This window comes from Geodermatophilus sp. URMC 64 (assembly GCF_053502555.1).
In genome coordinates, this window is sequence record NZ_CP199955.1 from 323,589 (window position 1) to 345,229 (window position 21,641).

Annotated in this window: 22 protein-coding genes; 9 read left to right on the top strand and 13 right to left on the bottom strand. The window is 74.5% G+C overall.

What is annotated here, in order from left to right:
• The first annotated feature begins 91 nt into the window (after nucleotides 1-91).
• The 3 genes from ACWIYF_RS01520 (at nucleotide 92) to ACWIYF_RS01530 (ending at nucleotide 4,700) form a co-directional block, all read left to right on the top strand.
• Complete coding sequence (locus ACWIYF_RS01520; protein WP_448626349.1) at nucleotides 92-2,128, top strand: bifunctional aldolase/short-chain dehydrogenase; 2,037 nt, start codon at nucleotides 92-94, stop codon at nucleotides 2,126-2,128.
• Between the two features lie 42 nt (nucleotides 2,129-2,170).
• Complete coding sequence (locus ACWIYF_RS01525; protein WP_448626350.1) at nucleotides 2,171-3,667, top strand: rhamnulokinase; 1,497 nt, start codon at nucleotides 2,171-2,173, stop codon at nucleotides 3,665-3,667.
• Nucleotides 3,668-3,842: 175 nt separating this feature from the next.
• Nucleotides 3,843-4,700: an aldo/keto reductase gene (locus ACWIYF_RS01530; protein ID WP_448626351.1), complete on the top strand. Its 858-nt coding sequence runs from the start codon at nucleotides 3,843-3,845 to the stop codon at nucleotides 4,698-4,700.
• Nucleotides 4,701-4,703: 3 nt separating this feature from the next.
• On the opposite strand, the gene ACWIYF_RS01535 is transcribed toward ACWIYF_RS01530, so the two are convergent.
• From ACWIYF_RS01535 to ACWIYF_RS01550, 4 genes are all read right to left on the bottom strand, one after another.
• The gene (locus tag ACWIYF_RS01535; protein ID WP_448626352.1) at nucleotides 4,704-5,954 is read right to left on the bottom strand and encodes a multidrug effflux MFS transporter; all 1,251 of its coding nucleotides are present in this window, start codon (nucleotides 5,952-5,954) and stop codon (nucleotides 4,704-4,706) included.
• Between the two features lie 97 nt (nucleotides 5,955-6,051).
• Nucleotides 6,052-6,435 (bottom strand): VOC family protein, encoded by a 384-nt coding sequence (locus ACWIYF_RS01540; RefSeq protein WP_448626353.1) that lies wholly within the window; start codon nucleotides 6,433-6,435, stop codon nucleotides 6,052-6,054.
• Nucleotides 6,436-6,447: 12 nt separating this feature from the next.
• Nucleotides 6,448-6,717 (bottom strand): ArsR/SmtB family transcription factor, encoded by a 270-nt coding sequence (locus ACWIYF_RS01545; RefSeq protein ID WP_448626354.1) that lies wholly within the window; start codon nucleotides 6,715-6,717, stop codon nucleotides 6,448-6,450.
• Between the two features lie 21 nt (nucleotides 6,718-6,738).
• Nucleotides 6,739-7,332 carry a hypothetical protein gene (locus ACWIYF_RS01550; protein ID WP_448626355.1) on the bottom strand — a complete coding sequence of 198 codons (594 nt, stop codon included), beginning with the start codon at nucleotides 7,330-7,332 and terminating at the stop codon, nucleotides 6,739-6,741.
• Between the two features lie 101 nt (nucleotides 7,333-7,433).
• Between ACWIYF_RS01550 and ACWIYF_RS01555 the strand changes: the two genes are divergently transcribed.
• Nucleotides 7,434-8,009, top strand: a complete 576-nt coding sequence (locus tag ACWIYF_RS01555; RefSeq protein WP_448626356.1) for a hypothetical protein — start codon at nucleotides 7,434-7,436, stop codon at nucleotides 8,007-8,009.
• A gap of 106 nt (nucleotides 8,010-8,115) precedes the next feature.
• Here the strand turns inward: ACWIYF_RS01555 and ACWIYF_RS01560 are convergent, their stop codons facing one another.
• Nucleotides 8,116-9,357: a hypothetical protein gene (locus ACWIYF_RS01560; protein ID WP_448626357.1), complete on the bottom strand. Its 1,242-nt coding sequence runs from the start codon at nucleotides 9,355-9,357 to the stop codon at nucleotides 8,116-8,118.
• Between the two features lie 195 nt (nucleotides 9,358-9,552).
• On the opposite strand from ACWIYF_RS01560, the gene ACWIYF_RS01565 reads away from it, so the two are divergent.
• On the top strand, nucleotides 9,553-9,753 hold the full coding sequence (locus tag ACWIYF_RS01565) for a hypothetical protein (RefSeq protein WP_448626358.1): 201 nt from the start codon (nucleotides 9,553-9,555) through the stop codon (nucleotides 9,751-9,753).
• Between the two features lie 407 nt (nucleotides 9,754-10,160).
• On the opposite strand, the gene ACWIYF_RS01570 is transcribed toward ACWIYF_RS01565, so the two are convergent.
• From ACWIYF_RS01570 to ACWIYF_RS01605, 8 genes are all read right to left on the bottom strand, one after another.
• Nucleotides 10,161-11,372 carry an acyl-CoA dehydrogenase family protein gene (locus ACWIYF_RS01570; protein ID WP_448626359.1) on the bottom strand — a complete coding sequence of 404 codons (1,212 nt, stop codon included), beginning with the start codon at nucleotides 11,370-11,372 and terminating at the stop codon, nucleotides 10,161-10,163.
• Nucleotides 11,373-11,427: 55 nt separating this feature from the next.
• Nucleotides 11,428-11,853 carry a hypothetical protein gene (locus ACWIYF_RS01575; protein ID WP_448626360.1) on the bottom strand — a complete coding sequence of 142 codons (426 nt, stop codon included), beginning with the start codon at nucleotides 11,851-11,853 and terminating at the stop codon, nucleotides 11,428-11,430.
• A 45-nt stretch (nucleotides 11,854-11,898) separates the two neighbouring features.
• A complete protein-coding gene (locus ACWIYF_RS01580; protein WP_448626361.1) occupies nucleotides 11,899-12,342 on the bottom strand; it encodes a DUF4383 domain-containing protein in 444 nt (147 codons plus the stop codon).
• 174 nt (nucleotides 12,343-12,516) lie between these two features.
• The gene (locus ACWIYF_RS01585; protein WP_448626362.1) at nucleotides 12,517-12,960 is read right to left on the bottom strand and encodes a DUF4383 domain-containing protein; all 444 of its coding nucleotides are present in this window, start codon (nucleotides 12,958-12,960) and stop codon (nucleotides 12,517-12,519) included.
• Between the two features lie 211 nt (nucleotides 12,961-13,171).
• On the bottom strand, nucleotides 13,172-14,815 hold the full coding sequence (locus ACWIYF_RS01590) for a carbamoyltransferase family protein (protein WP_448626363.1): 1,644 nt from the start codon (nucleotides 14,813-14,815) through the stop codon (nucleotides 13,172-13,174).
• A 100-nt stretch (nucleotides 14,816-14,915) separates the two neighbouring features.
• Nucleotides 14,916-16,631 carry a RecQ family ATP-dependent DNA helicase gene (locus tag ACWIYF_RS01595; protein ID WP_448626364.1) on the bottom strand — a complete coding sequence of 572 codons (1,716 nt, stop codon included), beginning with the start codon at nucleotides 16,629-16,631 and terminating at the stop codon, nucleotides 14,916-14,918.
• Nucleotides 16,632-16,707: 76 nt separating this feature from the next.
• Nucleotides 16,708-17,148, bottom strand: coding sequence for a flavodoxin family protein (locus ACWIYF_RS01600; protein WP_448626365.1), 441 nt, complete (start codon nucleotides 17,146-17,148; stop codon nucleotides 16,708-16,710).
• Between the two features lie 54 nt (nucleotides 17,149-17,202).
• Nucleotides 17,203-18,420 (bottom strand): DUF2786 domain-containing protein, encoded by a 1,218-nt coding sequence (locus tag ACWIYF_RS01605; RefSeq protein ID WP_448626366.1) that lies wholly within the window; start codon nucleotides 18,418-18,420, stop codon nucleotides 17,203-17,205.
• Between the two features lie 89 nt (nucleotides 18,421-18,509).
• Between ACWIYF_RS01605 and ACWIYF_RS01610 the strand changes: the two genes are divergently transcribed.
• From ACWIYF_RS01610 to ACWIYF_RS01625, 4 genes are all read left to right on the top strand, one after another.
• Complete coding sequence (locus ACWIYF_RS01610) at nucleotides 18,510-18,905, top strand: TOBE domain-containing protein (protein WP_448626367.1); 396 nt, start codon at nucleotides 18,510-18,512, stop codon at nucleotides 18,903-18,905.
• Nucleotides 18,906-18,989: 84 nt separating this feature from the next.
• Complete coding sequence (modA, locus tag ACWIYF_RS01615; protein ID WP_448626368.1) at nucleotides 18,990-19,784, top strand: molybdate ABC transporter substrate-binding protein; 795 nt, start codon at nucleotides 18,990-18,992, stop codon at nucleotides 19,782-19,784.
• A 35-nt stretch (nucleotides 19,785-19,819) separates the two neighbouring features.
• On the top strand, nucleotides 19,820-20,584 hold the full coding sequence (locus ACWIYF_RS01620) for an ABC transporter permease (protein ID WP_448626369.1): 765 nt from the start codon (nucleotides 19,820-19,822) through the stop codon (nucleotides 20,582-20,584).
• On the top strand, nucleotides 20,581-21,633 hold the full coding sequence (locus ACWIYF_RS01625; protein WP_448626370.1) for an ABC transporter ATP-binding protein: 1,053 nt from the start codon (nucleotides 20,581-20,583) through the stop codon (nucleotides 21,631-21,633). Before ACWIYF_RS01620 ends, ACWIYF_RS01625 begins: the two co-directional genes overlap by 4 nt.
• The last annotated feature ends 8 nt before the right edge of the window (nucleotides 21,634-21,641 follow it).

Here is a 21,641-nt window from a genome sequence, read left to right on the forward strand (position 1 = left end):
ATCTCGACCCGGGCTTTCCGTACCGAAAGCCCCCAGGACCCTCCGGGCTCTCTGTACCGAAAGCCCCCGGAACATCGAAGGACTTCCTGCTGTGAGCAACCCCGTGGTCAGTGACCTCATCGCCCGGTCCAACCGGCTCGGCGCGGACCCGCGCAACACCAACTACGCCGGCGGCAACACCTCCGCCAAGGGCAGCGAGACCGACCCCGTCACCGGTCAGCCGGTCGACCTGGTCTGGGTCAAGGGCTCCGGCGGCGACCTGGGCACGCTGAAGGAGAGCGGCCTCGCCGTCCTGCGGCTGGACCGGCTCCGCTCGCTGGTCGACGTCTACCCGGGGGTCGAGCGCGAGGACGAGATGGTCGCCGCGTTCGACTTCTGTCTTCACGGCCGCGGCGGCGCCGCGCCGTCCATCGACACCGCGATGCACGGCCTGGTGACGGCGCCGCACGTCGACCACCTGCACCCCGACTCGGGCATCGCGCTGGCCACCGCCGCCGACGGCGAGGCGCTGACCCGGGAGTGCTTCGGCGACCGCGTGGTCTGGGTGCCGTGGCGGCGGCCCGGTTTCCAGCTCGGCCTGGACATCGCCGCGATCGCCGAGAAGAACCCGCAGGCGATCGGCTGCATCCTCGGCGGCCACGGGATCACCGCGTGGGGCGAGACCAGCGAGCAGTGCGAGGCCAACAGCCTCGAGATCATCCGGACGGCGGAGCGGTTCCTGGCCGAGCGCGGCAAGCCGAACCCGTTCGGGGAGCCCCTGCCCGGCTACGAGGCCCTGCCGGAAGCCGAGCGCCGGATGCGGGCCGCCGCCCTCGCGCCCGTCATCCGCGGCCTCGCGAGCACCGACAAGCCGCAGGTCGGCCACTTCACCGACAGCGACGTCGTCCTCGACTTCCTGGCCGCCGCCGAGCACCCGCGGCTCGCTGCGCTCGGCACCTCGTGCCCCGACCACTTCCTGCGCACCAAGGTCCGCCCGCTGGTCGTCGACCTGCCGGCCACGGCCCCGGTCGAGGACGTCGTCGCGCGGCTGAAGGAGCTGCACGAGGGGTACCGCGCCGAGTACGCCGCCTACTACTCCCGGCACGCCACCCCCGACTCGCCCGCCATGCGCGGCGCCGACCCGGCGATCGTGCTCGTGCCCGGCGTCGGCATGTTCAGCTTCGGGGCGAACAAGCAGACCGCCCGCGTGGCCGGCGAGTTCTACGTCAACGCGATCAACGTGATGCGCGGCGCCGAGGCGGTCTCCACCTACGCGCCGATCGACGAGAGCGAGAAGTTCCGCATCGAGTACTGGGCGCTGGAGGAGGCCAAGCTCCAGCGGATGCCGAAGCCCAAGCCACTGGCCACCCGCGTCGCGCTGGTCACCGGCGCGGCCAGCGGCATCGGCAAGGCGATCGCGCAGCGGCTCGCGGCCGAGGGCGCCTGCGTCGTCGTCGCCGACCTGGACGAGGCCAAGGCCCGGGCGGCAGCGGAGGAGATCGGCAGCGCCGACGTCGCCGTGGGCGTGGCGGCGGACGTGTCGGACGCCGAGGCGGTGACGGCGGCGTTCCGCGAGGCCGTGCTGGCCTTCGGCGGCGTCGACCTCGTCGTCAACAACGCCGGCCTGTCCATCTCCAAGCCGCTGCTGGAGACCACCGAGCGCGACTGGGACCTGCAGCACGACGTCATGGCCAAGGGCAGCTTCCTCGTCTCCCGCGAGGCGGCCCGGATCATGATCGAGCAGGAGATGGGCGGCGACATCGTCTACATCTCCAGCAAGAACTCCGTCTTCGCCGGCCCGAGCAACATCGCGTACTCCTCGACCAAGGCCGACCAGGCGCACCAGGTCCGGCTGCTGGCCGCGGAGCTGGGCGAGCACCAGATCCGGGTCAACGGCATCAACCCGGACGGCGTCGTCCGGGGGTCGGGGATCTTCGCCGGCGGCTGGGGTGCCAAGCGGGCCGCGGTCTACGGCGTCCCCGAGGAGGAGCTGGGCAAGTACTACGCCCAGCGGACCTTGCTCAAGCGGGAGGTCCTCCCCGAGCACGTCGCCGACGCGGTCTTCGCCCTCACCGGCGGCGAGCTGACCCGGACGACCGGCCTGCACATCCCGGTCGACTCCGGCGTCGCCGCCGCCTTCCTCCGCTGAGATGGGGGCCAAAGTGGCCACTTTGGCCCTTCGGAGCCGGTCGTGACGCGGGAGCTGACCCTCGCCGCCGTCGACCTGGGCGCGTCGAGCGGCCGGGTGATGGCCGCGCGGGTCGGCACGGAGCGGCTCGACCTGCACGAGGTGCACCGCTTCCCGAACCGCCCGGTGCGGGTCGGGGGGCGGCTGCACTGGGACGTCCTGGCCCTCTACGGCGGCATCCTGGACGGGCTGCGCGCGGCCGGCCGGGACGCCGGGCGGCTGGACGGCGGTGGGCTCGACGGGGTGGGCATCGACAGCTGGGCCGTCGACTACGGCCTACTCGACGCCGACGGCGCGCTGCTGGGCAACCCGGTGCACTACCGGGACGCCCGCCACGAGACCGCGGTGCCGGCCGTGCACGGTGTCGTCCCGGCCGACGAGCTGTACCGGATCAACGGGCTGCAGCACCTGCCGTTCAACACGGTGTTCCAGCTCGCCGCGGCCCGCGGCACGGTGCAGCTGGACGCCGCCCGGCAGCTGCTGCTGATCCCGGACCTGCTCGCCCACTGGCTCACCGGGGAGGTGGGCGCCGAGGTCACCAACGCCTCGACGACCGGCCTCCTCGACGCCACGAGCCGGGAGTGGGCCTGGGAGCTGGTGGACCGGCTGGACCTGCCCCGCCGGCTCTTCCCGCCGCTGCGGCAGCCGGGGGAGCGGATCGGGGAGCTGACCGCCGAGGTGCTCGAGGAGACCGGGCTGGCCGGCCCGGTGCCGGTGACCGCGGTCGGTTCGCACGACACCGCGGCGGCGGTCGTCGGCGTGCCCGCGTCCACCGAGCGGTTCGCCTACATCTCCTGCGGCACCTGGTCGCTCGTCGGCGTCGAGCTGGACAAGCCGGTCCTGTCCGCGGAGAGCCGCGCCGCCGGGTTCACCAACGAGCTCGGCGTGGACGGAACGGTCCGCTACCTGCACAACGTCATGGGCCTGTGGCTGCTGCAGGAGTCGCAGCGCACCTGGGCGGCCTCCGGGCTGATCGCCGACCTGCCCGACCTGCTCGCCGCCGCCGCGCAGGTGCCGGCCTTCACCGCGCTGGTCGACGCCGACGACCCGCGCTTCCTGCCGCCGGGGGACATGCCGGCCCGCATCGCGCAGGCCTGCACGCGGACCGGGCAGACCCCGCCGCAGAGCCAGGCCGAGACGGTGCGCTGCATCCTCGACAGCCTCGCGCTGGCCTATCGGCGCGCGGTCCGCGCGGCCGCCGAGCTCTCCGGCCGGGACGTCGAGGTGGTGCACCTGGTCGGCGGGGGAGCGCGCAACACCCTGCTGTGCCAGCTGACCGCCGACGCCTGCGGGCTGCCCGTGCTCGCCGGCCCGGTCGAGGCCGCCGCGCTGGGCAACGCCCTCGTGCAGGCGCGCGCCGGCGGGGTGGTCTCCGGTGGGCTGGCCGAGCTGCGCGCGCTGCTGCGGCACACGCAGGACGTGCGGCTGCACCTGCCCACGCCGGGCGCCGAGGCCTCCTGGGCGGCCGCCGAGGAGCGGGTGCGGGGCTTCCGGTCCTAGGGCGTGTCTGACGGATCTCCAGCCTCGGGGGCACCGCCCAGGTGGCGCCCCCCTGCGTTCGAGGGGGTGCTGGATACAAACCCGGTATCCAGCACCCCCTCGGCCTTGCGGTCCATCCACCTGGACGGCGCCCCCGTCGGCATGGATCCGTCAGACACGCCCTAGCCTGACGGTCATGATCGGACGCGCGCCGTTCGGCGCGACCGGGCACGAGTCCAGCCGGGTCGTCTTCGGCGCCGCGGCGCTGGCCCGGGTCGCCAAGGCGGACGCCGACCGGGCGCTGGACGTGCTGCTCGAGCACGGCGTGAACCACATCGACGTCGCCGCCAGCTACGGCGACGCCGAGCTGCGGGTGGCGAGCTGGCTCAAGCGCCACCCGGGCACGTTCTTCGTCGCCACGAAGACCGGGGAGCGCACCTACCGGAAGGCCCGCGACGAGATCCACCGGTCGCTGGACCGGCTGGGCGTCGACCGGGTCGACTCGATCCAGCTGCACAACCTGGTCGACGTCATCGAGTGGGAGACGGCGCTCGGGGCCGGCGGCGCGCTGGAGGCGGCGGTCGAGGCGCGGGAGGAGGGCCTGGTGCGCTTCATCGGCGTCACCGGGCACGGCCTCTCGGTTCCCGAGATGCACCGGCGCAGCCTCGAGCGCTTCCCCTTCGACTCGGTGCTCGCCCCGTACAACTGGGTGCAGATGCAGGACGAGCGCTACGCCGACCGGTTCGAGGCGCTGGCCGCCGTGTGCACCGAGCGGAGCGTGGCGCTGCAGACGATCAAGAGCCTGGCCCGGCGGCGCTGGGACGGGCGGTCCGCCTCGGCGGCCACCTGGTACGAGCCGCTGCGCGAGCAGGCCGACATCGACCTGGCCGTGCACTGGGTCCTCGGCCGGCCGGAGGCGTTCCTGCTGACCACGGGGGACGTCGAGCTCCTGCCCCGGCTGCTCGACGCCGCGGAGCGCTTCGAGCGGCGGCCGTCCGACGAGCAGATGGCCGAGCTCGCCGCCCGCCAGGAGGCGACCCCGCTGTTCGTCTAGCCGTCAGTGCGCGAACGCCGGGGCGGGCGCGCCCTCCTGCGGCTCGGACAGCTGCCAGGGCCGGACGACGGCGACGAGGACGGCGACCGCGAGGGCCAGCACCGCCAGGATCACCCCGCCCATCGCCACCGCGTCGTTGCCCAGCAGGCCGACGGCGGGGGAGATGGCCGCGCCGACGCCGAACTGGACCGCGCCCAGCATCGCGGCGGCCGAGCCGGCGGCGTCCCCGTAGCCCGACAGGGCGAGCGCCGGCGCGTTCGGCAGCGCGATACCGGCGAAGAAGAGCACCACCCACAGCGGGATCACGACAGAGAACAGCCCACCGCCGCCGATGGCCGACAGGGCCAGCAGCACGCCGCCCGCGACCGCGCCGCCGATCGTGCCGGTCATGAGGATCGTGGCCGGCGACCAGCGGCGCAGCAGCAGCGGGTTGAGCTGGGTGGCCGCGATCAGCCAGACCGCGCCGGCGCCGAAGAGCAGCCCGAACTGCTGCTCGTCCAGGCCGAACTGCCGCTGGTAGACGAAGGAGGCGCCGGCGACGTAGGTGAACAGGGCCGCCATCGACAGGCCGGCCACGACGACCAGCCCGACGTACGCGCGGTCGCGGGTCAGCATCCGGTAGGTGCGGACCGTCGCGCGGATGCCCCCGCTGCGCCGGCGCCCCGGCGGGAGCGTCTCGCGGAGGGCGAAGCGGCCGAGCACGAGCAGCACCAGCCCGTAGGCGGCCAGGACGGCGAAGACGCCGCGCCAGGAGGTGAAGCGGAGGACCTCGCCACCGATGGTCGGGGCGATCACCGGCGCGACACCCATCACGAGGAACAGCCGGGACAGCATGGTGGCCGACGCGCGCCCGTCGAACAGGTCGCGCACGATCGCGAGGGCGACCACGCTGGTGGCCGCCGTCCCCACCCCCTGCAGCACCCGGAGCACGCCGAGGATGGCGAGGTTCGGCGCCACCAGCACCAGCAGGGACGCGAGCACGTGCAGCGCCGTCCCGGCCAGCAGCGGCCTGCGGCGGCCCAGCGCGTCCGACCACGGGCCGATGACCAGCTGCCCGAGGGCCAGGCCGGCCAGCGTCCCGGTCAGGGTCAGCTGGACGGCGGTCGACGTCGTCCCCAGGTCCGCGCGCAGGGCGGGCAGCGCGGGCAGGTACATGTCGATGGTCAGCGGCCCGATGGCGACGAAGGCGCCGAGGATCAGGGCCAGGCGGGCCATGCCGGGGGCCGGGGCGGGGGGCTGCGGTGCGGCGGTCAAGCGGTTCCTTCGTGCAGTGGCGAGAAGCGAGCCTCCGTCGGCCCTACGACGAAAGGCCAAGGTGCCGCCGCGGCGATTCATTCCGGACGGCGGCGCCTCACATGGCCGCGATCTGGATCAGGTTGCCGCAGGTGTCGTCGAACACGGCGGTGGTCACCGGCCCCATCTGGACCGGCTCCTGCGTGAACCGCACGCCCAGGCCCTTGAGCCGGTCGAACTCGGCGTGCACGTCGTCCACCGCGAACTGCGTGAACGGGATGCCGTCGGCCACCAGCGCCTCCTTGAACGGGGCGGCCGCGGGGTGCTCGGACGGCTCCAGCAGCAGCTCGACGCCGTCCGGGTCCTCGGGGGAGACGACGGTGAGCCACCGGTGCTCGCCCACCGGGACGTCGTTCTTCTTCACGAACCCGAGGACGTCGGTGTAGAAGGCCAGCGCCTTGGCCTGGTCGTCCACGAACACGCTGGTCAGCTTGATCCGCACGGGGAGTTCCTCTCACTCGATGTGCCACCGCTCGACGATGACCTTCAGCGGCGAGGTGTCCAGGTCGTGGAACTTGTAGCGGCCCTCGCGGCGCGACCGGACCAGGCCCGCCGCCTCGAGGACCTCCAGGTGCTGGGAGACCGCCTGCCGGGTCGAGCCGAGGCCGTGCCTGGAGATCAGCCGGCCGATCAGCTCGAACAGCGTCTGGCCGCCGCGTTCCTGCAGCTCATCGAGGATGGCGCGTCGGGTCGGGTCGGCGAGCGCCTTGAACACGTCGCCCACGGCGGAACAATAGGCAAGCAGCTACTTGCCTGACAAGCCCCTCGGGCGCCCTCCGGCGTGGTGGTGCCCGCTCTCGGCCGGCGGCGGGATCAGCCCGTCCTCCACCGCGCGCACGTAGAGGTCCCGCCGCGTCGGCGCCGGCCGCCCCACCTCGGCGTACTTGACCCGGATGCGGCGCAGGTGGGTCTTGAGCGTCTCCCGGTCCATGCCCAGCTCGCGGGCGACGGTGGGGAGGAGGTCACTGCCGGCGACGTAGGCCATGAGCACCTCCCGCTGGCGCGGCGCCAGCCGCGGCCGGCGCAGACCCGGGACGCCGGCCGGGCGGTCCTCCAGCGCCGCTCGCAGCGCGTCGGCGGGGTCGGTCCCGGCGCGGGCGACGACGACCGTGGCGCCGCGCTCGCGCAGCCCGGCCGCCTCTTCCCGGCCCGGCGGGGCCGCGCAGACGCAGACGTCCATCCGGGTGCCCAGGACGAACAGGTGCCCGACCTCCTCCGACCAGGCCACGACCTGCGCCTCCGGGACCGCGGTGAGCGCGGCGAGGAAGGCCTCGCGGGTCGCGGGATCGGCGGCGACGACGGCGACGCGGTGCGGTTCGCGTCGCTCGTCCGGCTTCATCGTGCCCCTTCCCTCGGCCCCGGGTACGGTCTCACCGGTTCCGGATCCGCGCAGGTCGGTTCGGCGTTTCGGCACCGGTGGCGTCGACGGGGAGGCAGTGGGTGACGGGGGCAGCGCCGGCGCACCGGACGGTGTCGCTGCACGAGTGGCACACCGTCGGACCCGACGGCCTGCCGGCCCGCCACCGCACCCTGCACGTGCTGCGGGCGCTGCGCCCGGGCCTGACCGGCTACACCTACCGCTTCGACAGCCGGGAGGCGCGGGTCCGCGGCCTCCGGGGCTGCCGCGCCGCCGAACCCCGGATCGACGCCGACGGGCTCATGGCCGTCGACCTGGTGCTGCCCCGCCCGCTGGCCGCCGGGGAAACGGCCTCCCTGGAGTACGAGACGGTCTTCGAGTGGCGCTCGGTGCCGCCGCCGCAGCTGCGCCGGGCGATGCGCCAGCGGGTCGAGCGGCTCGACATGCGGGTGGAGTTCTCCCCGCTGCGCCTGCCGGAGCGGCTGGAGTGGGCGGTGTGGGACGGCTTCGGCCCCGAGGCGCGCGTGCGGGCGGCCGAGCGGGTGACCCTGGACGACGAGCACGCGGCGCACCGCTTCGTCGACGCCGCCGAGGGCGTGACGGTGGGGTTCACCTGGCGCTGGGCACCGGGTCAGGAGCCGGTTCCTCCGGTCGGGTGACCAGGCTCACGTGGAAGACGTCTGAGACGACTGGCACAGTGGCGTCAGTCCTCGGGTGCGCCATCGTCGTCGCACCCGAGGCCTTCGGCACCGAGCGGCCGACCGGTCATCCGGCCAGGCGCGCGACCCGGCCACCGGCCAGGATCTTCCCCGCGCCGTCGCGGACCCCGACGTAGACGGTGCCCTGGGGCACCGGGGCGATCCCCGCCCCCGCGACCAGCGGAAGACTGCTCAGCACCCGCTGGCCCGCGTTGTACGTCTCGGCCGTCACGCCGTCGCGCGGTCCGCTGACCACCAGCCAGCCGGGCGGCACGTCCGCCGGGGGGAGCGGGATCCGGGAGGTCGCCCACCCGGCCGGGACGGCGACCACCCGCTCCAGCAGCGGCGTGCCCGCCGGCTCCGGCGTGGTGGCCACCGTGCGCGCCAGGGGGCTGCCGGGGCCGGTGCCCGCGACGCTCAGCCACGCGACGGTGGCGCCGGAGGGCAGGGTGGCGCCGACCAGGAGCGCGGCGTCCCCGGCCTCCCCCACCCGGCCCGCCACGAGCAGCACGGGGGAGACCTGGTCGGCGGTGAGGCCGTAGGTGCCGATCATCTCGTGCAGCAGCGCCTGGAGCTGGTCCTCGTCGGCCTGCCCCCGCAGGCCGCGCGGGTCGGCCGGCTCGACCGGCGCCTCGGCCACCGCCTGCGCGCGGGCGCTCAGCACCGGGCTCACCACGCTCGTGCCCGCAGCCCGGGTGGCGACGACCCAGCCCTCGCTGCGGCCGCCGCCCACCGAGGCGACGGGCGGGCCCACCGGGGTCAGCACGACGCCGTCCCGGGCCGTCAGCCGGACGTGGACCTCGGACTCCTCGCCGGAGGTGTCCACGAACCGGCCCGAGACGAACGCCAGCTCGTCGTCGGGCCCGGCGACCACGACGAGCAGACCGCCCGTCCACGCCGGCTCCGGGACGTCCCAGAGGACCAGCGGCTCGGCCGGGTCCACCGGATACGGCGCCACGGCCGGGGTCATCTCCTCGGGTCCTGCGTCGGCCGGGCCGGTCAGCCAGGCCGCGACCGCCTGCCCGTCCGCGCGGGCGAGCACCAGCGCGATCCGCTCCTCGGGCACGTCGCCGGCGAAGGCGACGTGCCGCTGCGCCGGCAGCGCGGCCAGGGAGTCCAGTGACGCCACGTCGGCGAGCCAGCCCTCGTCGCCGGCGAGCGACCCCCGGGTGTCCAGGTCGAAGGCGTCGGTGCCGCGGTCGGTCACGACCGGCGTCGGGTCGGCGTCGATGCGGCCCGGGGGAGGAGCCGGCGAGCTGGTCAGCCGGACGGCGGCGAAGACCAGCACCAGGGCCAGCGCGGCACCCACCGCCCCGCCGGCTCCGCGGCCTCTGCGCGTGCGCGCGCCGTCCATCGGCTCAGGGGCGCACCGCGCGGCGCACGGACATGCCCTCGATGGTCCCGCACGTCCCGCCGTTGCGGTGCCTCAGTTTCGCCGGCGGCGCGCGGGGAAGCACAGGCGCCGACGGCGCCGAGGCGGATGCGCCGGAAACGGAGGAGCGGCGTGAAGATCGCCAAGCAGGAACTCGTGCGGGTGCTGCGGACCGAGGGTGACAACGACACCGCGGACAAGGTCGAGAGCCAGCTGTCCGACGAGATCGACACCGACGCGGACGCCGACGCCCTCAAGGCGGCCGGCCTGGACCGGACGCAGCTGCAGGCCAAGCTCGCCGGCGGCTCGCTCGGCGGCACGGTGGCCCCCTGACGGCCCCGCTGCCGGGGCCCGCCGCGAGCCTGCGAGCGGTGGGGGGCAGCGGGGCCCTCATCTCGTCGGCGTCGACGTCCGCTGGCGCGCGGCACTCCAGATAGCGGACGGTGCGCCCCTCGCCGCGCAACCGGTGCTCTGGGTCGGGCAGCTGCGCCCCGCGTTCGAACACGAGGCGCACGCGGTCGGCGAGCGGGAACAGCCCGCACACGTAGCCGTCCGGGGGTGCGCGTAGTTGAGGCTGTGCCAGCCGGTCCGCACCCGTTCGACCAGGGCCGGGTGACCGTCGAGCAGCACCTGCCGGAGTCGCAGCGTCGTCCCGGCGACGACGTCGCCGTGTTCGTCCAGCAGTGCGGCGACCTCGTCCGGAACAGGCGCGCGGTCAGGATCGCAGCGTGCCCTGACACTCAGGCGCTGTAGGGCCGCTCCCGCGCCAGCTCCTCGCGGGCCACCGACCGGATGTGGACGGCGTCCGGCCCGTCGACGATGCGCAGCGTGCGGGCGCTGGCCCACATCCGCGCCAGCCGGGTGTCGTCGCTGACGCCGGCCCCGCCGTGGACCTCGATGGCCCGGTCGATGACGGCGAGGCAGACTCGCGGCGCCGACACCTTGATCGCGGAGATCTCGGTGCGCGCGCCCTTCGCGCCGTACTTGTCGATCAGGTCGGCGGTCTTGAGCACCAGCAGGCGGACCTGGTCGATCTCGATGCGCGAGAGGGCGATCAGCTCGCGGACCGTGCCCTGCTCGGCCAGCGGCCGGCCGAACGCGACCCGGGACTTGGCGCGCTCGACCATGAGCGCGAGCGCGCGCTCGGCCATGCCGATGGCGCGCATGCAGTGGTGGATGCGGCCGGGACCGAGGCGGGCCTGGGCGATCATGAACCCGTCGCCCTCGCCGGACAGGATGTTCGACACCGGCACCCGGACGTCGGTGAAGCGCAGCTCGGAGTGGCCGTGCTGGTCCTGGTAGCCGAAGACCGGCAGGTGCCGGACGATCTCCAGCCCCGGGGTGTCGCGGGGGACCAGCACCATCGACTGCTGCCGGTGCGGCGGGCCGTCGGGGTCGGTCTTGCCCATGACGATGAAGATCTGGCAGCGCTCGTCGGCGGCGCCCGTCGTCCACCACTTGCGGCCGTTGATGACGTACTCGTCGCCGTCGCGGACGATCGACGTCTGGATGTTGCGCGCGTCCGACGAGGCGACGTCGGGCTCGGTCATCGCGAAGCCGGAGCGGATCTCGCCCTCCAGCAGCGGGTTCAGCCACCGCTCCTTCTGCTCGGGCGTGCCGAACAGCATGAGGGTCTCCATGTTGCCGGTGTCCGGCGCCCCGCAGTTGGTGACCTCGGGGGCGATGACCGGCGACCAGCCCATGATCTCGGCGACCGAGGCGTACTCGAGGTTGGACAGGCCGCCGAGCTCGTGGTGGAAGAGGTTCCACAGGCCGCGCTTGCGGGCCTCGGCCTTGAGGTCCTCGAGGACCGGGGGGTGGTCGTGGTTGTCGTGGCCGCGGGCGGCCCGCCACTCGTCGTACACCGGCTCGGCCGGGAAGACGCTCTCGCGCATGAAGTCCCACATGCGGCCGCAGACGTCCTCGGCACGCGCGGACAGGGCGAAGTCCATGTCCGCAACGTAGAGGGCGGCGGCGGCCCTGTCGCGGCGGGGGTGGTGGGCCAGCTCAGCCCTCCGGCGGGCGCAGCTCGTCGGCGGAGGAGTACCACCAGCAGGCCAGCACGGGAGAGGCCAGCAGCACGACCCCGCCGACGGCGGCGAACGTGGCGAGACCGAGCGGGATCGTGACGAGCAGCAGGAAGGCGACGGCGAGGCCACTCACGAGCACCCGCACCCAGCGGGGCCGGCGGCGGGCGCCCGCCGCCGGCCGGACCTCGGACCCGGCGCCCGCCTCGGCCTCGGGTGCGGCCTCCGGGGCGGCCGTCACCGGCTCGGCGGGCACGGTGTCGGCGGGCACGGTGTCGGGGGGCACGGTGTCGGCGGGCGGCCGCGGAACGACGGCCGTGGGCCCCACCTGCAGCAGCGCCGCCAGGCGTGGGTCGTCGCGCTCGAGCGCGGCGCCCAGCGCGCGCAGGACGGGATCGTCGTCCATGGCGACCGCTCTCCTCGTCCGAGCGGTTTCGGGGAAGGGAGCCGGCTAGGCCCGGATCCGGCGGTCGCCCACGTCGGCGCGCACCGGGCCGAGGGCGATCGCGGCGCCGAGCAGCGCCGTCACCAGGTGCAGGATGTTGTCCGCCCAGTTGAGGGCCAGGAAGTCCCAGTCCTCGCCGACGGCGAACAGGCCGTAGACGAAGGCGGCGCCGTAGCCGGCGGCGAGCAGCCAGCCGTAGGTGCGCGCCCCGGCGAGCGAGCGCGCGAGCAGCAGGCCGGCGATGCCGATGACCAGGTGCACGACGTTGTGCAGCGGGTTGATCATGAACCCGAGCAGGGACTCCCCGGTGTGGGCGGCGAAGTCGTCGAAGCCGGTGACGAAGAACCCGATGATGCCGATCAGCGTGTAGATCGCGCCGACGGCGAGCGCCGCCATCTGCGGCCAGGGCATCCCCCGGCCGGCGGTGCTTCGATCAGGGGCAGCGGACATGGCGTCCTCCGAGGTGGCGAGGGTGGTGCACCTCGGATCAGACGCTGGACTCCGCCCCCGGGACAGGGCACCAGGGCCCTGTCCCTACGGCCGTCCGACCCCGTTCCGGAAGTGCCCGGAACGCGCCGAGGCCGGGCTCCACGCGGGAGCCCGGCCTCGGTGTGCCGCGGGCGATCAGACGGTGCGCGAGGTCCCGCCGACGGCGGTGCGCACCGGGGCGAGCGCGATGACCAGACCCACCACGGCCGTGGCGAGGTGCAGGATGTTGTCCGCCCAGTTGAGGTTGAGGAAGTCCCAGTCCTCGCCGACGGCGAACAGGCCGTAGACGAAGGCCGCGGCGTAGCCCACCGCGAGCAGCCAGCCGTAGGTGCGCGCGCCGGCGAGCGTGCGCGCCAGGAGCAGGCCGGCGACGCCGATCACGATGTGCACGATGTTGTGCAGCGGATTGATCATGAAGAACAGGAGCATCTCGTCCTGTCCATGACCGGCGAAGTTGTCGAAGCCGGTGATGAAGAAGCCGACGATCCCGACGAGCAGGTACACCGCGCCGAAGACGAGCGCGAGCAGCTGCGGCCAGGGGCGCGAGCCGGTGCTGGTGTTGCCGGCCGAAGCGGCCATGGCTGTCCTCCTGAAGTTCTGTTCTCCGCGAGGTCTCGACGGAACGGTTTCGGACTACCCGGGTCGGAGGTGCGAAAACTCGTGTCCCCCGGCCGGGTGGCGCGCAACCGATCCACGGCGGTGGGGGCCGCCGACGGAACGGCCGGCCGTCCCGCGACAGGAGTTCGTCGCCGGACGGCCGGCCGGTTCACTCGGGCCGGGGGCGGAGCGCTCAGCGGGGCGTCGGCCGGGGACGGCGGACGACGAAGGGGCCGATCGCGAGCAGGTCGACCGGCGCCGAGCCGAAGCACTCCAGGGCATCGCGCGGGTCGTCGACCATCGGCCGGCCCGCGGTGTTCAGGCTGGTGTTGACCACGACCGGCAGCCCGGTGCGCCGCTCGAACGCCGAGATCATCCGGTGCACCAGCGGCTCGGTCTCCGGGTCGATGGTCTGGATCCGCGCCGTCCCGTCGACGTGGGTGACCGTGGGGATGCGGTCCTTCCACTCCGGCGCCACGTCGTGCACGAACAGCATGTACGGCGAGGGGATCGGGCCCCGGCTGAAGATCTCCGGCGCCCGCTCCAGCAACACCATCGGCGCCACCGGGCGGAACTGCTCGCGGCCCTTGACGTCGTTCATCCGCTCGAGGTTGGCCTCGAAGCCGGGGTGGGCGAGCAGCGACCGGTGGCCCAGCGCGCGGGGGCCGTACTCGCTGCGGCCCTGGAACCAGGCGACGATGCCGTTGTCGGCGAGCACCTCCGCCACGGCCTCGGCGACGTCGTCCGGCCGCTCGTAGTCGATCGCCGCCGTCTGCAGCCACTTCTCGATCTGCTCGTCGCTCCAGCCCCGGCCCAGTGCGGCTCCGGGCATCGGCTCGGTGCGCTCGCCGAGCTCGTGGGCGACGTGCAGGGCGCCCCCCAGGGCCGTGCCGGCGTCGCCCGCCGCCGGCTGGACCCAGACCTCCTCGAACGGGGTCTCGGCGAGGATGCGGGTGTTGGCCACGCAGTTGAGGGCCGTGCCGCCGGCCATGGTGAGGACCTTGTCGCCGGTCTGCTCGTGCACCCAGCGGGCCAGGTCGACCAGCACCTCCTCGAGGCGCTGCTGGACGCTGGCGGCGAGGTCGGCGTGGTCCTCGGTCCACTGCTCGTCCTTGCCGAGGCGGGGCGCGAACTCGGAGAAGTCGATCTTCTCGGTGACGAAGCCGCCGTCGCCGGTCGCGCGGATGAGCTCGCACAGCTCACCGAGGAACCGTGGCTTGCCGTAGGAGGCCATCGCCATGACCTTGAACTCGTCGGAGCTGCGCAGGAAGCCGAGGTGGTCGGTGAGCTCCTCGTACATCAGGCCGAGGGAGTGGGGGAGCGCCTGGCCGGCGAGGATCTCCAGTTGGCCGTCGACGTAGCGGCCGGCCAGGTGGCTGTGCGCCTCGCCGCGGCCGTCGAGGACGAGGACGGCGTTGTCGCGCTGCGGGGCGGCCAGCCCGGCCGACGCGGCGTGGGCGACGTGGTGCTTGACGAAGCGGACCTTGGCCGGGTCCAGGCCGGGCAGTGCGTGGGCGAGGAAGTCGGGGGCCATCTCGGCGTACTTCTTGCGCATGGTGTCGCCGTCGTCGAACAGCCCGGTCTCTTCCGGCGTGACCATCAGCCCGGGGTCGAAGGAGTAGGCGACCGCGTCGAGCTCCTCCGGCCGGATGCCGGCCTCCTTCAGGCACCACGCCGCCGACAGCTCGGGGAGCTCCCAGGCGCTCCACGGCAGCGGGCGCTTGCCGTGCTTGCGCCGGCTGAAGCGCTCCTCCTCGGCCGCGGCCACGACCTTCCCGTCGACGACCAGTGCGGCCGCGGGGTCGTGGTAGATGGCGTTGATGCCGAGGACCTTCACGCGGGGACTCCCTTCGCCCGGGCGCCGCGCCCGGCTTCCGTGCTGATGATCAAGCCTGCGCGATCACTCCGCAGGGTGAGTGCCCGAACGGGTGACGGGCTCAGGCGGTGCGGGCCTTGAGCAGGCCGTGCTCGGTGACGGCGGCCAGCGCCAGCGTCTTGTAGCCGACCTCGTCGAAGAGGACGACGAGCCGGTCGTCCTCGACCCGCATGACCACGCCCGGGCCCCATTCGGCGTGCTCGACCGGCGTCTCGACCGGGAAGGGGGTCTCGTCGTCCTCGGGCTGCTGCTGGGACAGGCCGGCCGAGCAGTTGTCGCAGTTGCCGCAGGGTTCCTCGAGCTGCTCGCCGAAGTAGCCGAGGAGGAACTGCCGGCGGCAGTCGGTGGTCTCGGCGTAGCCGCGCATCATCTCGACGCGGCTCTGGTCGACCCGCTCGTGGTGCTCGGCGAGCTCGCGGGCGGCCGCGGCGGCGTCGGCCGGCTTGGGCGCTCCCTCGGCGGGGTGGGCGGCGCCGTCGTCGTCCAGGACGACGGCCGACACCTGCTCGAGCAGATTGAGGTCGCGGGCCAGCGGGGTGGCGCCGCGGCCGGTCTCCTCGCGGAGATCCTTCACGTCGACGCCGTCGTCGATGCCGGCGGCGTCGGCGGCCGCGACCAGGCCGGCGACCTGCTGCAGCTCCTCCTCGGCGGGGACGCCGGCCGCGAAGAAGCGGCGCAGGCCGAGGTCCTCCTGCCGGTAGACGAGGACGGCCAGCGCCGGCTGCCCGTCCCGCCCGGCGCGGCCGATCTCCTGGTAGTAGCTGTCGACCGAGTCGGCCGGCTCGGCGTGGACGACGAAGCGGACGTCGGGCTTGTCGATGCCCATGCCGAACGCCGTGGTGGCGACGACGACGTCGAGCTCGTCGTCCATGAAGGCCTGCTGGGTCTCCTCGCGCTCCGCGTTGCGCAGGCCGGCGTGGTAGGCGCGGGCGCGCAGGCCGCGCTCGCTGAGCGCGTCGGCGAGCTCCTCGGTGCCCTTGCGAGTGGCGCTGTAGAGGATGCCCGGCAGCTGCCCGTCGCCGATCAGCTGCAGCACCCGGTCGAGGACGGCGTCCTGCTTGCCGCGGGCGTCGGCGTGCTGGTCGACCTCGAGCCGGATCTCCGGCCGGTCGAAGCCGGCGACCACGATCTCGGCGTCGCGCATCTCGAGCCGCTCGACGATCTCGGCGCGCACGGGGGGAGCCGCGGTCGCGGTGAGCGCGAGGACGGTCGGGTGGCCCAGCTGCTCGATCACGCCGCCGAGGCGCAGGTAGTCAGGGCGGAAGTCGTGGCCCCAGGCGCTCACGCAGTGCGCCTCGTCGACGACGAACAGGGCGGGCCCGGCGTCGCGGATGGCGTCGACCACCTCGGGCTTGGTCAGCTGCTCCGGGGCGAGGAGCACGTAGCGGACCGTTCCGTCCTGCAGGCCCTCCAGCACCTCGCGCTGCTCGCCCGCGGGCAGGCTGGAGTTCAGCTGGCGGGCGACGCCGACGTCCGGCCCGAGCTCCTCGAGCCGGTCGACCTGGTCGCGCTGGAGGGCGATCAGCGGCGAGACGACGACCACCGGGCCGTCGAGCAACGGGCCGGCGACCTGGTAGATCGCGGACTTCCCGGCGCCCGACGGCAGGACGGCGAGGGTGTCGCGGCCGGCGGCGACGGACTGCATCGCCCGCTCCTGGCCGGGCCGGAACTCGTCGAACCCGAGGACGTCGCGCGTGATCTCCCGGATCCGGCGGGTGCGCACCGACGCGGAGTTGCCGGCGGGGTTGTCGTCGTCGGGCTCGCGGCGTGGTGGCACCGGGTCAGGCTGCCCGGTGCCCCGGACCGGCAAACGGTGCCGCTCGCCACGGTGCCGCGTTCCCCGCGGGAACGCGTCAGAGGCTCACCGCCACGGTGGCCGCGAGCTCGCGGACCGACTCCAGGTCCTCCTTGCCCGGCGCGCCGACGAGGCTGAGCGGCGCGGCGACCTGCTTCCACCGCAGCGCCCCGGTGATGCGGCCGATGGCGGTCAGGGCGCCGGCGGTGTCGTCGTTGCCGTGCACGTAGACCCCGTAGGGCAGGCCGACCGTGGCGTCCAGGCACGGGTAGTAGACGGTGTCGAAGAAGTGCTTCATCGCGCCGGACATGTAGCCGATGTTGGCGGGCGTGCCGAGCAGGATCCCGTCGGCCTCGAGCACGTCGGCCGCGCCGGCCGACAGCGCGGGCCGCAGGGTCAGCTCGGCCTCCTCCACCATCGCGACGCCTTCCTTGACCGCCTCCAGCACCGCCTGCAGGGCGGGGGAGGGCGTGTGGTGGACGACGAGCAGGCGCGGCACCCGCGCATCATCGCCCGCGGCGGCCCGCCGTGTTCCCGCGGGAACGCGTCGGCCTCAGCGCAGGGAGGACCGCCGGGTGCCCACGTCGGCGCGCTCGGCGGCGGCGCGGCCGGCGTACCAGCCGCCTGCGTCGACGGAGCCTCGGCTCCGCGCGGTGCGCACCCGCGGGAAGAGCTCGGCGACCCGTTCCTCGACCGCCGCCTGGCGGGAACGCAGCACCGGGAGCAGATCGACGCCGTGCGCGGCCGACGCCTCGGCGGTGGCCTGCTGCCGCGCGGCGGTCAGCCGCTGGCCGACGCGGTGCGCGTAGCCCAGGAGGAACGCCCGGCGGAAGGACCGCGACGCCGAGCGCCGCCCGGTGGCCCGCTCGGCCGCCACGAGGGCCTGCGCCACCTGGAGCAACAGCGACGTGAACAGCAGCTCGACCGCGTCCAGGTCGGCCGGCATGCCGACGAGGTTCGCGATGCCCAGGCTCCGGTACCAGACCAGCCGCACGCCGTTCGCCTCGGCGACCAACCCCAGCAGCTGCATCTTCGCCCGCACGTACGGGTCGTCGACGTGCACCCGCCGCGTGCCGACGCCGGTCCGCGGCGGGCCGCCGGCACCCGTGTCGAGCAGCGCGACGTCGACCGCGTGCCGGGCCATGAGCTCCTGCGCCTTGGCCGTCAGCGCCTCGGCCTCCTCGGGGAACTCGGTCGACTCCGCCTTGGCCAGCAGGCCGCGGATGCGCCGGAGCACGCGGTCGTCCCCCGGACCGGCGTCCCCGGCGGGGCGCGCACGGGCCGGACCCCAGCGCGACGGTGGCGGGACGAGCGGCTCGATCCGGACCGCGTTCCGCAGCAGGCCGGCGAGCTGTAGGACGATCCGCCACGCGTCCGCGGGAGCCCGCCGCTCCGCCCGGTGCCACGAGGACACCACCGAGGGATCGCCCGGCGCGAGCGCGCCCAGCTCGCGCAGCTGCTCGACCCACACGTCCGGCGCCCGCGACACCGCGTCACTGCGCCGGGCGTGCTCGCCGATCAGCCCCACGGCCAGCGGTACGGAACCTGCGGTCGCACCCTTCCGGGCGGCGTGCAAGACATCGGCCGGCTGCCAGCCCCGCTCCCAGGTCTCGGCCAGGGCGTCGAGCAGCGCCCGGGTGGCGATGCCCCGGCCGTCGACGTCAGGATGGTGCGCGGCCAGCGTGGCGCCCAGCTCCTGTGCCACCCCCGCGTCGGTGAGCAGGCCGGTCCGGTGCTCGAGGAGGTCGGTGAGCCACGCGTCGTCGAACATGTGCCCGATCGTGCCTGCGGCGGTCGACGACGGTGCGCAGGCACTGTGGACGGCGGGGCGTCGTCCACAGCGTTGTCTAGGGTCTGGCCGTGGCCGCCTCCTACCGCATCGCCGAGGTCGCGGAGCTGCTCGGCGTCAGCGACGACACGGTGCGCCGGTGGATCGACAGCGGCCGGCTGCCGGCGCGCCGCGATGGTGGCGGACCGGCGGTGGTGGACGGCGCCGACCTCGCCCGCGTCGCCGCCGCGCTGCACGAGCCGCCGGAGCCCGGCACCACGCGCTCGTCGTCGGCCCGCAACCGGCTCACCGGCATCGTCACCCGCGTCGTCCGCGACACGGTGATGGCCCAGGTGGAGATCCAGGCCGGCCCGTTCCGCGTCGTGTCGCTGATGTCCCGCGAGGCCGCCGACGAACTCGGGCTCGAGGTGGGCGTCCGCGCCGTGGCGACGGTCAAGGCCACCCAGGTCAGCGTCGACGTGCCGTAGCCGCGGATCGCAGGCGGCGGGCACTTGCGCACGTACGGGTCCGTCTGGTCTTGTGCTTCCGCACATGCGGAAACTGGAGGCCTCGTGAGGACCCGTGCCCTGCTCGCGCCCGTCGTCTCGGCGCTGCTCGCGCTGACCGCCTGCGGGGCGTCACCGTCCGCGGGCACGGCGTCGGGCACGTCGGCGGGCGGCGGCCTGTCGGGGACGCTCACCGTCTTCGCGGCCGCCTCGCTGACCGACGTCTTCACCGACCTCGGGGACCGGCTGATGGCCGACAACCCCGGCCTGGACATCACCTTCAACTTCGCCGGCAGCTCGGCCCTGGCCACCCAGATCACCGAGGGCGCACCGGCGGACCTGTTCGCCAGTGCCAACGAGGCGCAGATGGAGCTCGTCACCGATGCCGGCCTGCAGGCCGAGGACCCGACGATCTTCACCGAGAACGTCCTCGAGATCGCCGTGCCCCCCGGCAACCCGGCGGACGTCACCGGCCTGGCCGACTTCGCCGACCCGGACCTGACGCTGGCCGTCTGCGCCCCGGAGGTGCCCTGCGGCGCGGCGGCGGAGCAGCTGTTCGAGGCGACGGGGGTCGACGCGAAGCCGGACACGCAGGAGGAGGACGTGCGTGCCGCGCTGACCAAGGTGGAGCTCGGCGAGGTCGACGCCGCGCTGGTCTACGCCACCGACGTCCGGTCGGCGGGCGAGGAGGTCGAGGGCATCGAGTTCCCCGAGGCCGAGCAGGCGATCAACGAGTACCCGATCTGCACCCTCGAGGCCGCGCCCAACCCCGACGCGGCGCGGGCGTTCGTCGACCTGGTCGACTCCGACGAGGGGCAGCAGGCGCTGGCCGACGCCGGGTTCCGCGCGCCGACGTCGTGACCCGTCGTCGTGGGGGCGGCGTCCCGTTGCCCCTGATGGTTCCGGCCGCGATCGGGATCCTCTTCCTGGTGCTCCCGCTGCTGGGGCTGGTGGTCCGTGCCCCGTGGTCCGGGCTGGGTGCCCACCTCGCCCGGCCCGAGGTCGGCCAGGCCCTGCGGCTGAGCCTCCTCTCCGCGACGCTGGCCACGGGCGTCTCGCTCGTCCTCGGCGTGCCCCTGGCCTGGGTGCTCGCCCGCAGCCGCATCCGCGGCCGGACCGTCCTGCGCGCGCTGGTCACCGTCCCGCTCGTGCTGCCGCCGGTTGTCGGCGGGGTCGCGCTGTTCCTGGTCCTCGGCCGTCGCGGCATCGTCGGGCAGTGGCTGTTCGAGACGACCGGGCTCACCATCCCGTTCACGACGACCGCCGTGGTCATCGCCGAGACGTTCGTCGCGATGCCGTTCCTCGTGATCAGCGTCGAGGGGGCGCTGCGCGCCGCCGACGCCCGCTTCGAGGAGGCCGCGGCGACCCTCGGCGCCGACCGGTGGACCACCTTCCGCCGCGTCACGCTCCCGCTCATCGCGCCCGGGATCGCCGCGGGTGCCGTGCTCTGCTGGGCCCGCGCCCTCGGCGAGTTCGGCGCGACCATCACCTTCGCCGGCAACTTCCCGGGAACCACGCAGACGATGCCGCTGTCGGTCTACCTGGCACTCCAGAGCGACCCGCAGGCGGCGATCGTGCTGTCCCTCATCCTGTTGCTCGTGTCCCTCGCCACCCTGCTGCTGCTCCGCGAGCGCTGGCTGGGCCGGGCCGCCGCGGCATGAGCCTCGCGGCCGCGATCACCGTGCGCCGCGGCGGGCTGACGGTGGACCTCGAGCTCGACGTCGCCGACGGCGAGGTCCTCGCCGTGCTCGGCCCCAACGGCGCCGGGAAGTCCACGGTGCTGCGGGTGCTCGCCGGCCTGCTGCCGCCGGAGGGCGGCCGGGTGGCCGTGGACGGCGACGTGTGGGACGACGTCGCCGCCGACCTGCACGTGCCCCCGCACCGCCGCCGGCTGGGCATGGTGTTCCAGGACTACCTGCTGTTCCCCCACCTGTCCGCGCTGGAGAACGTCGCCTTCGGTCTGCGCACCCGGGGCATCAGCCACGGTGAGGCCCGCCGCCGCGCCGCCGACTGGCTGGCCCGCGTCGGTCTGGCCGACCTCGGCGACCGGCGCCCGGGCCACCTCTCGGGCGGTCAGGCCCAGCGCACGGCGCTGGCCCGTGCGCTCGCCACCGACCCCGCGATGCTGCTGCTCGACGAGCCGCTGTCGGCGCTGGACGCGCGCACCCGGCTCACCGTCCGCGCCGAGCTGCGCCGGCACCTCGCCGCGTTCGCCGGTAGCACGGTGCTGGTCAGCCACGACCCCGTCGACGCCATGGCGCTGGCCGACCGCGTGATCGTGGTCGAGGACGGGCGCGTCGCGCAGAGCGGCACGCCGGCCGAGGTGGCCCGGCACCCGCGCACCGACTACGTCGCGCGGCTCGTCGGGCTCTCCCTGCTGCCGGGCACCGGCGAGGGGACGACGGTGCGGCTGGACGGCGGCGGTCGCGTGGCGGTCGCCGAGGAGACGGCCGGGCCGGTGTTCGTCGCCGTCCGCCCGGAGTCGGTCGCCCTCTACCTCTCCCGGCCCGAGGGCAGCCCGCGCAACGTCTGGACGGCGCACCTCGTCGGCGCCACCCCGCACGGCGCCACCGTCCGCTGCGAGCTCGACGGCGAGGTGCCGTTGATCGCCGACGTCACCGCGACCGCGTTCGCGGAGCTCGGCCTGGCGCCGGGCGTGCCGGTGTGGGCGGCGGTGAAGGCCTCCGAGGTCGCCGTCTACGCCCGCTGAGAGAGTGG

Excerpts from the sequence above, each read along its gene's own strand:
- ACWIYF_RS01530 (WP_448626351.1), top strand. The coding sequence starts at position 3,843 with ATGATCGGACGCGCGCCGTTCGGCGCGACCGGGCACGAGTCCAGCCGG.
- ACWIYF_RS01550 (WP_448626355.1), bottom strand. The coding sequence starts at position 7,332 with ATGAAGCCGGACGAGCGACGCGAACCGCACCGCGTCGCCGTCGTCGCC.
- ACWIYF_RS01570 (WP_448626359.1), bottom strand. The coding sequence starts at position 11,372 with ATGGACTTCGCCCTGTCCGCGCGTGCCGAGGACGTCTGCGGCCGCATG.
- ACWIYF_RS01575 (WP_448626360.1), bottom strand. The coding sequence starts at position 11,853 with ATGGACGACGATCCCGTCCTGCGCGCGCTGGGCGCCGCGCTCGAGCGC.
- ACWIYF_RS01580 (WP_448626361.1), bottom strand. The coding sequence starts at position 12,342 with ATGTCCGCTGCCCCTGATCGAAGCACCGCCGGCCGGGGGATGCCCTGG.
- ACWIYF_RS01585 (WP_448626362.1), bottom strand. The coding sequence starts at position 12,960 with ATGGCCGCTTCGGCCGGCAACACCAGCACCGGCTCGCGCCCCTGGCCG.
- ACWIYF_RS01605 (WP_448626366.1), bottom strand. The coding sequence starts at position 18,420 with ATGTTCGACGACGCGTGGCTCACCGACCTCCTCGAGCACCGGACCGGC.
- ACWIYF_RS01620 (WP_448626369.1), top strand. The coding sequence starts at position 19,820 with ATGGTTCCGGCCGCGATCGGGATCCTCTTCCTGGTGCTCCCGCTGCTG.
- ACWIYF_RS01625 (WP_448626370.1), top strand. The coding sequence starts at position 20,581 with ATGAGCCTCGCGGCCGCGATCACCGTGCGCCGCGGCGGGCTGACGGTG.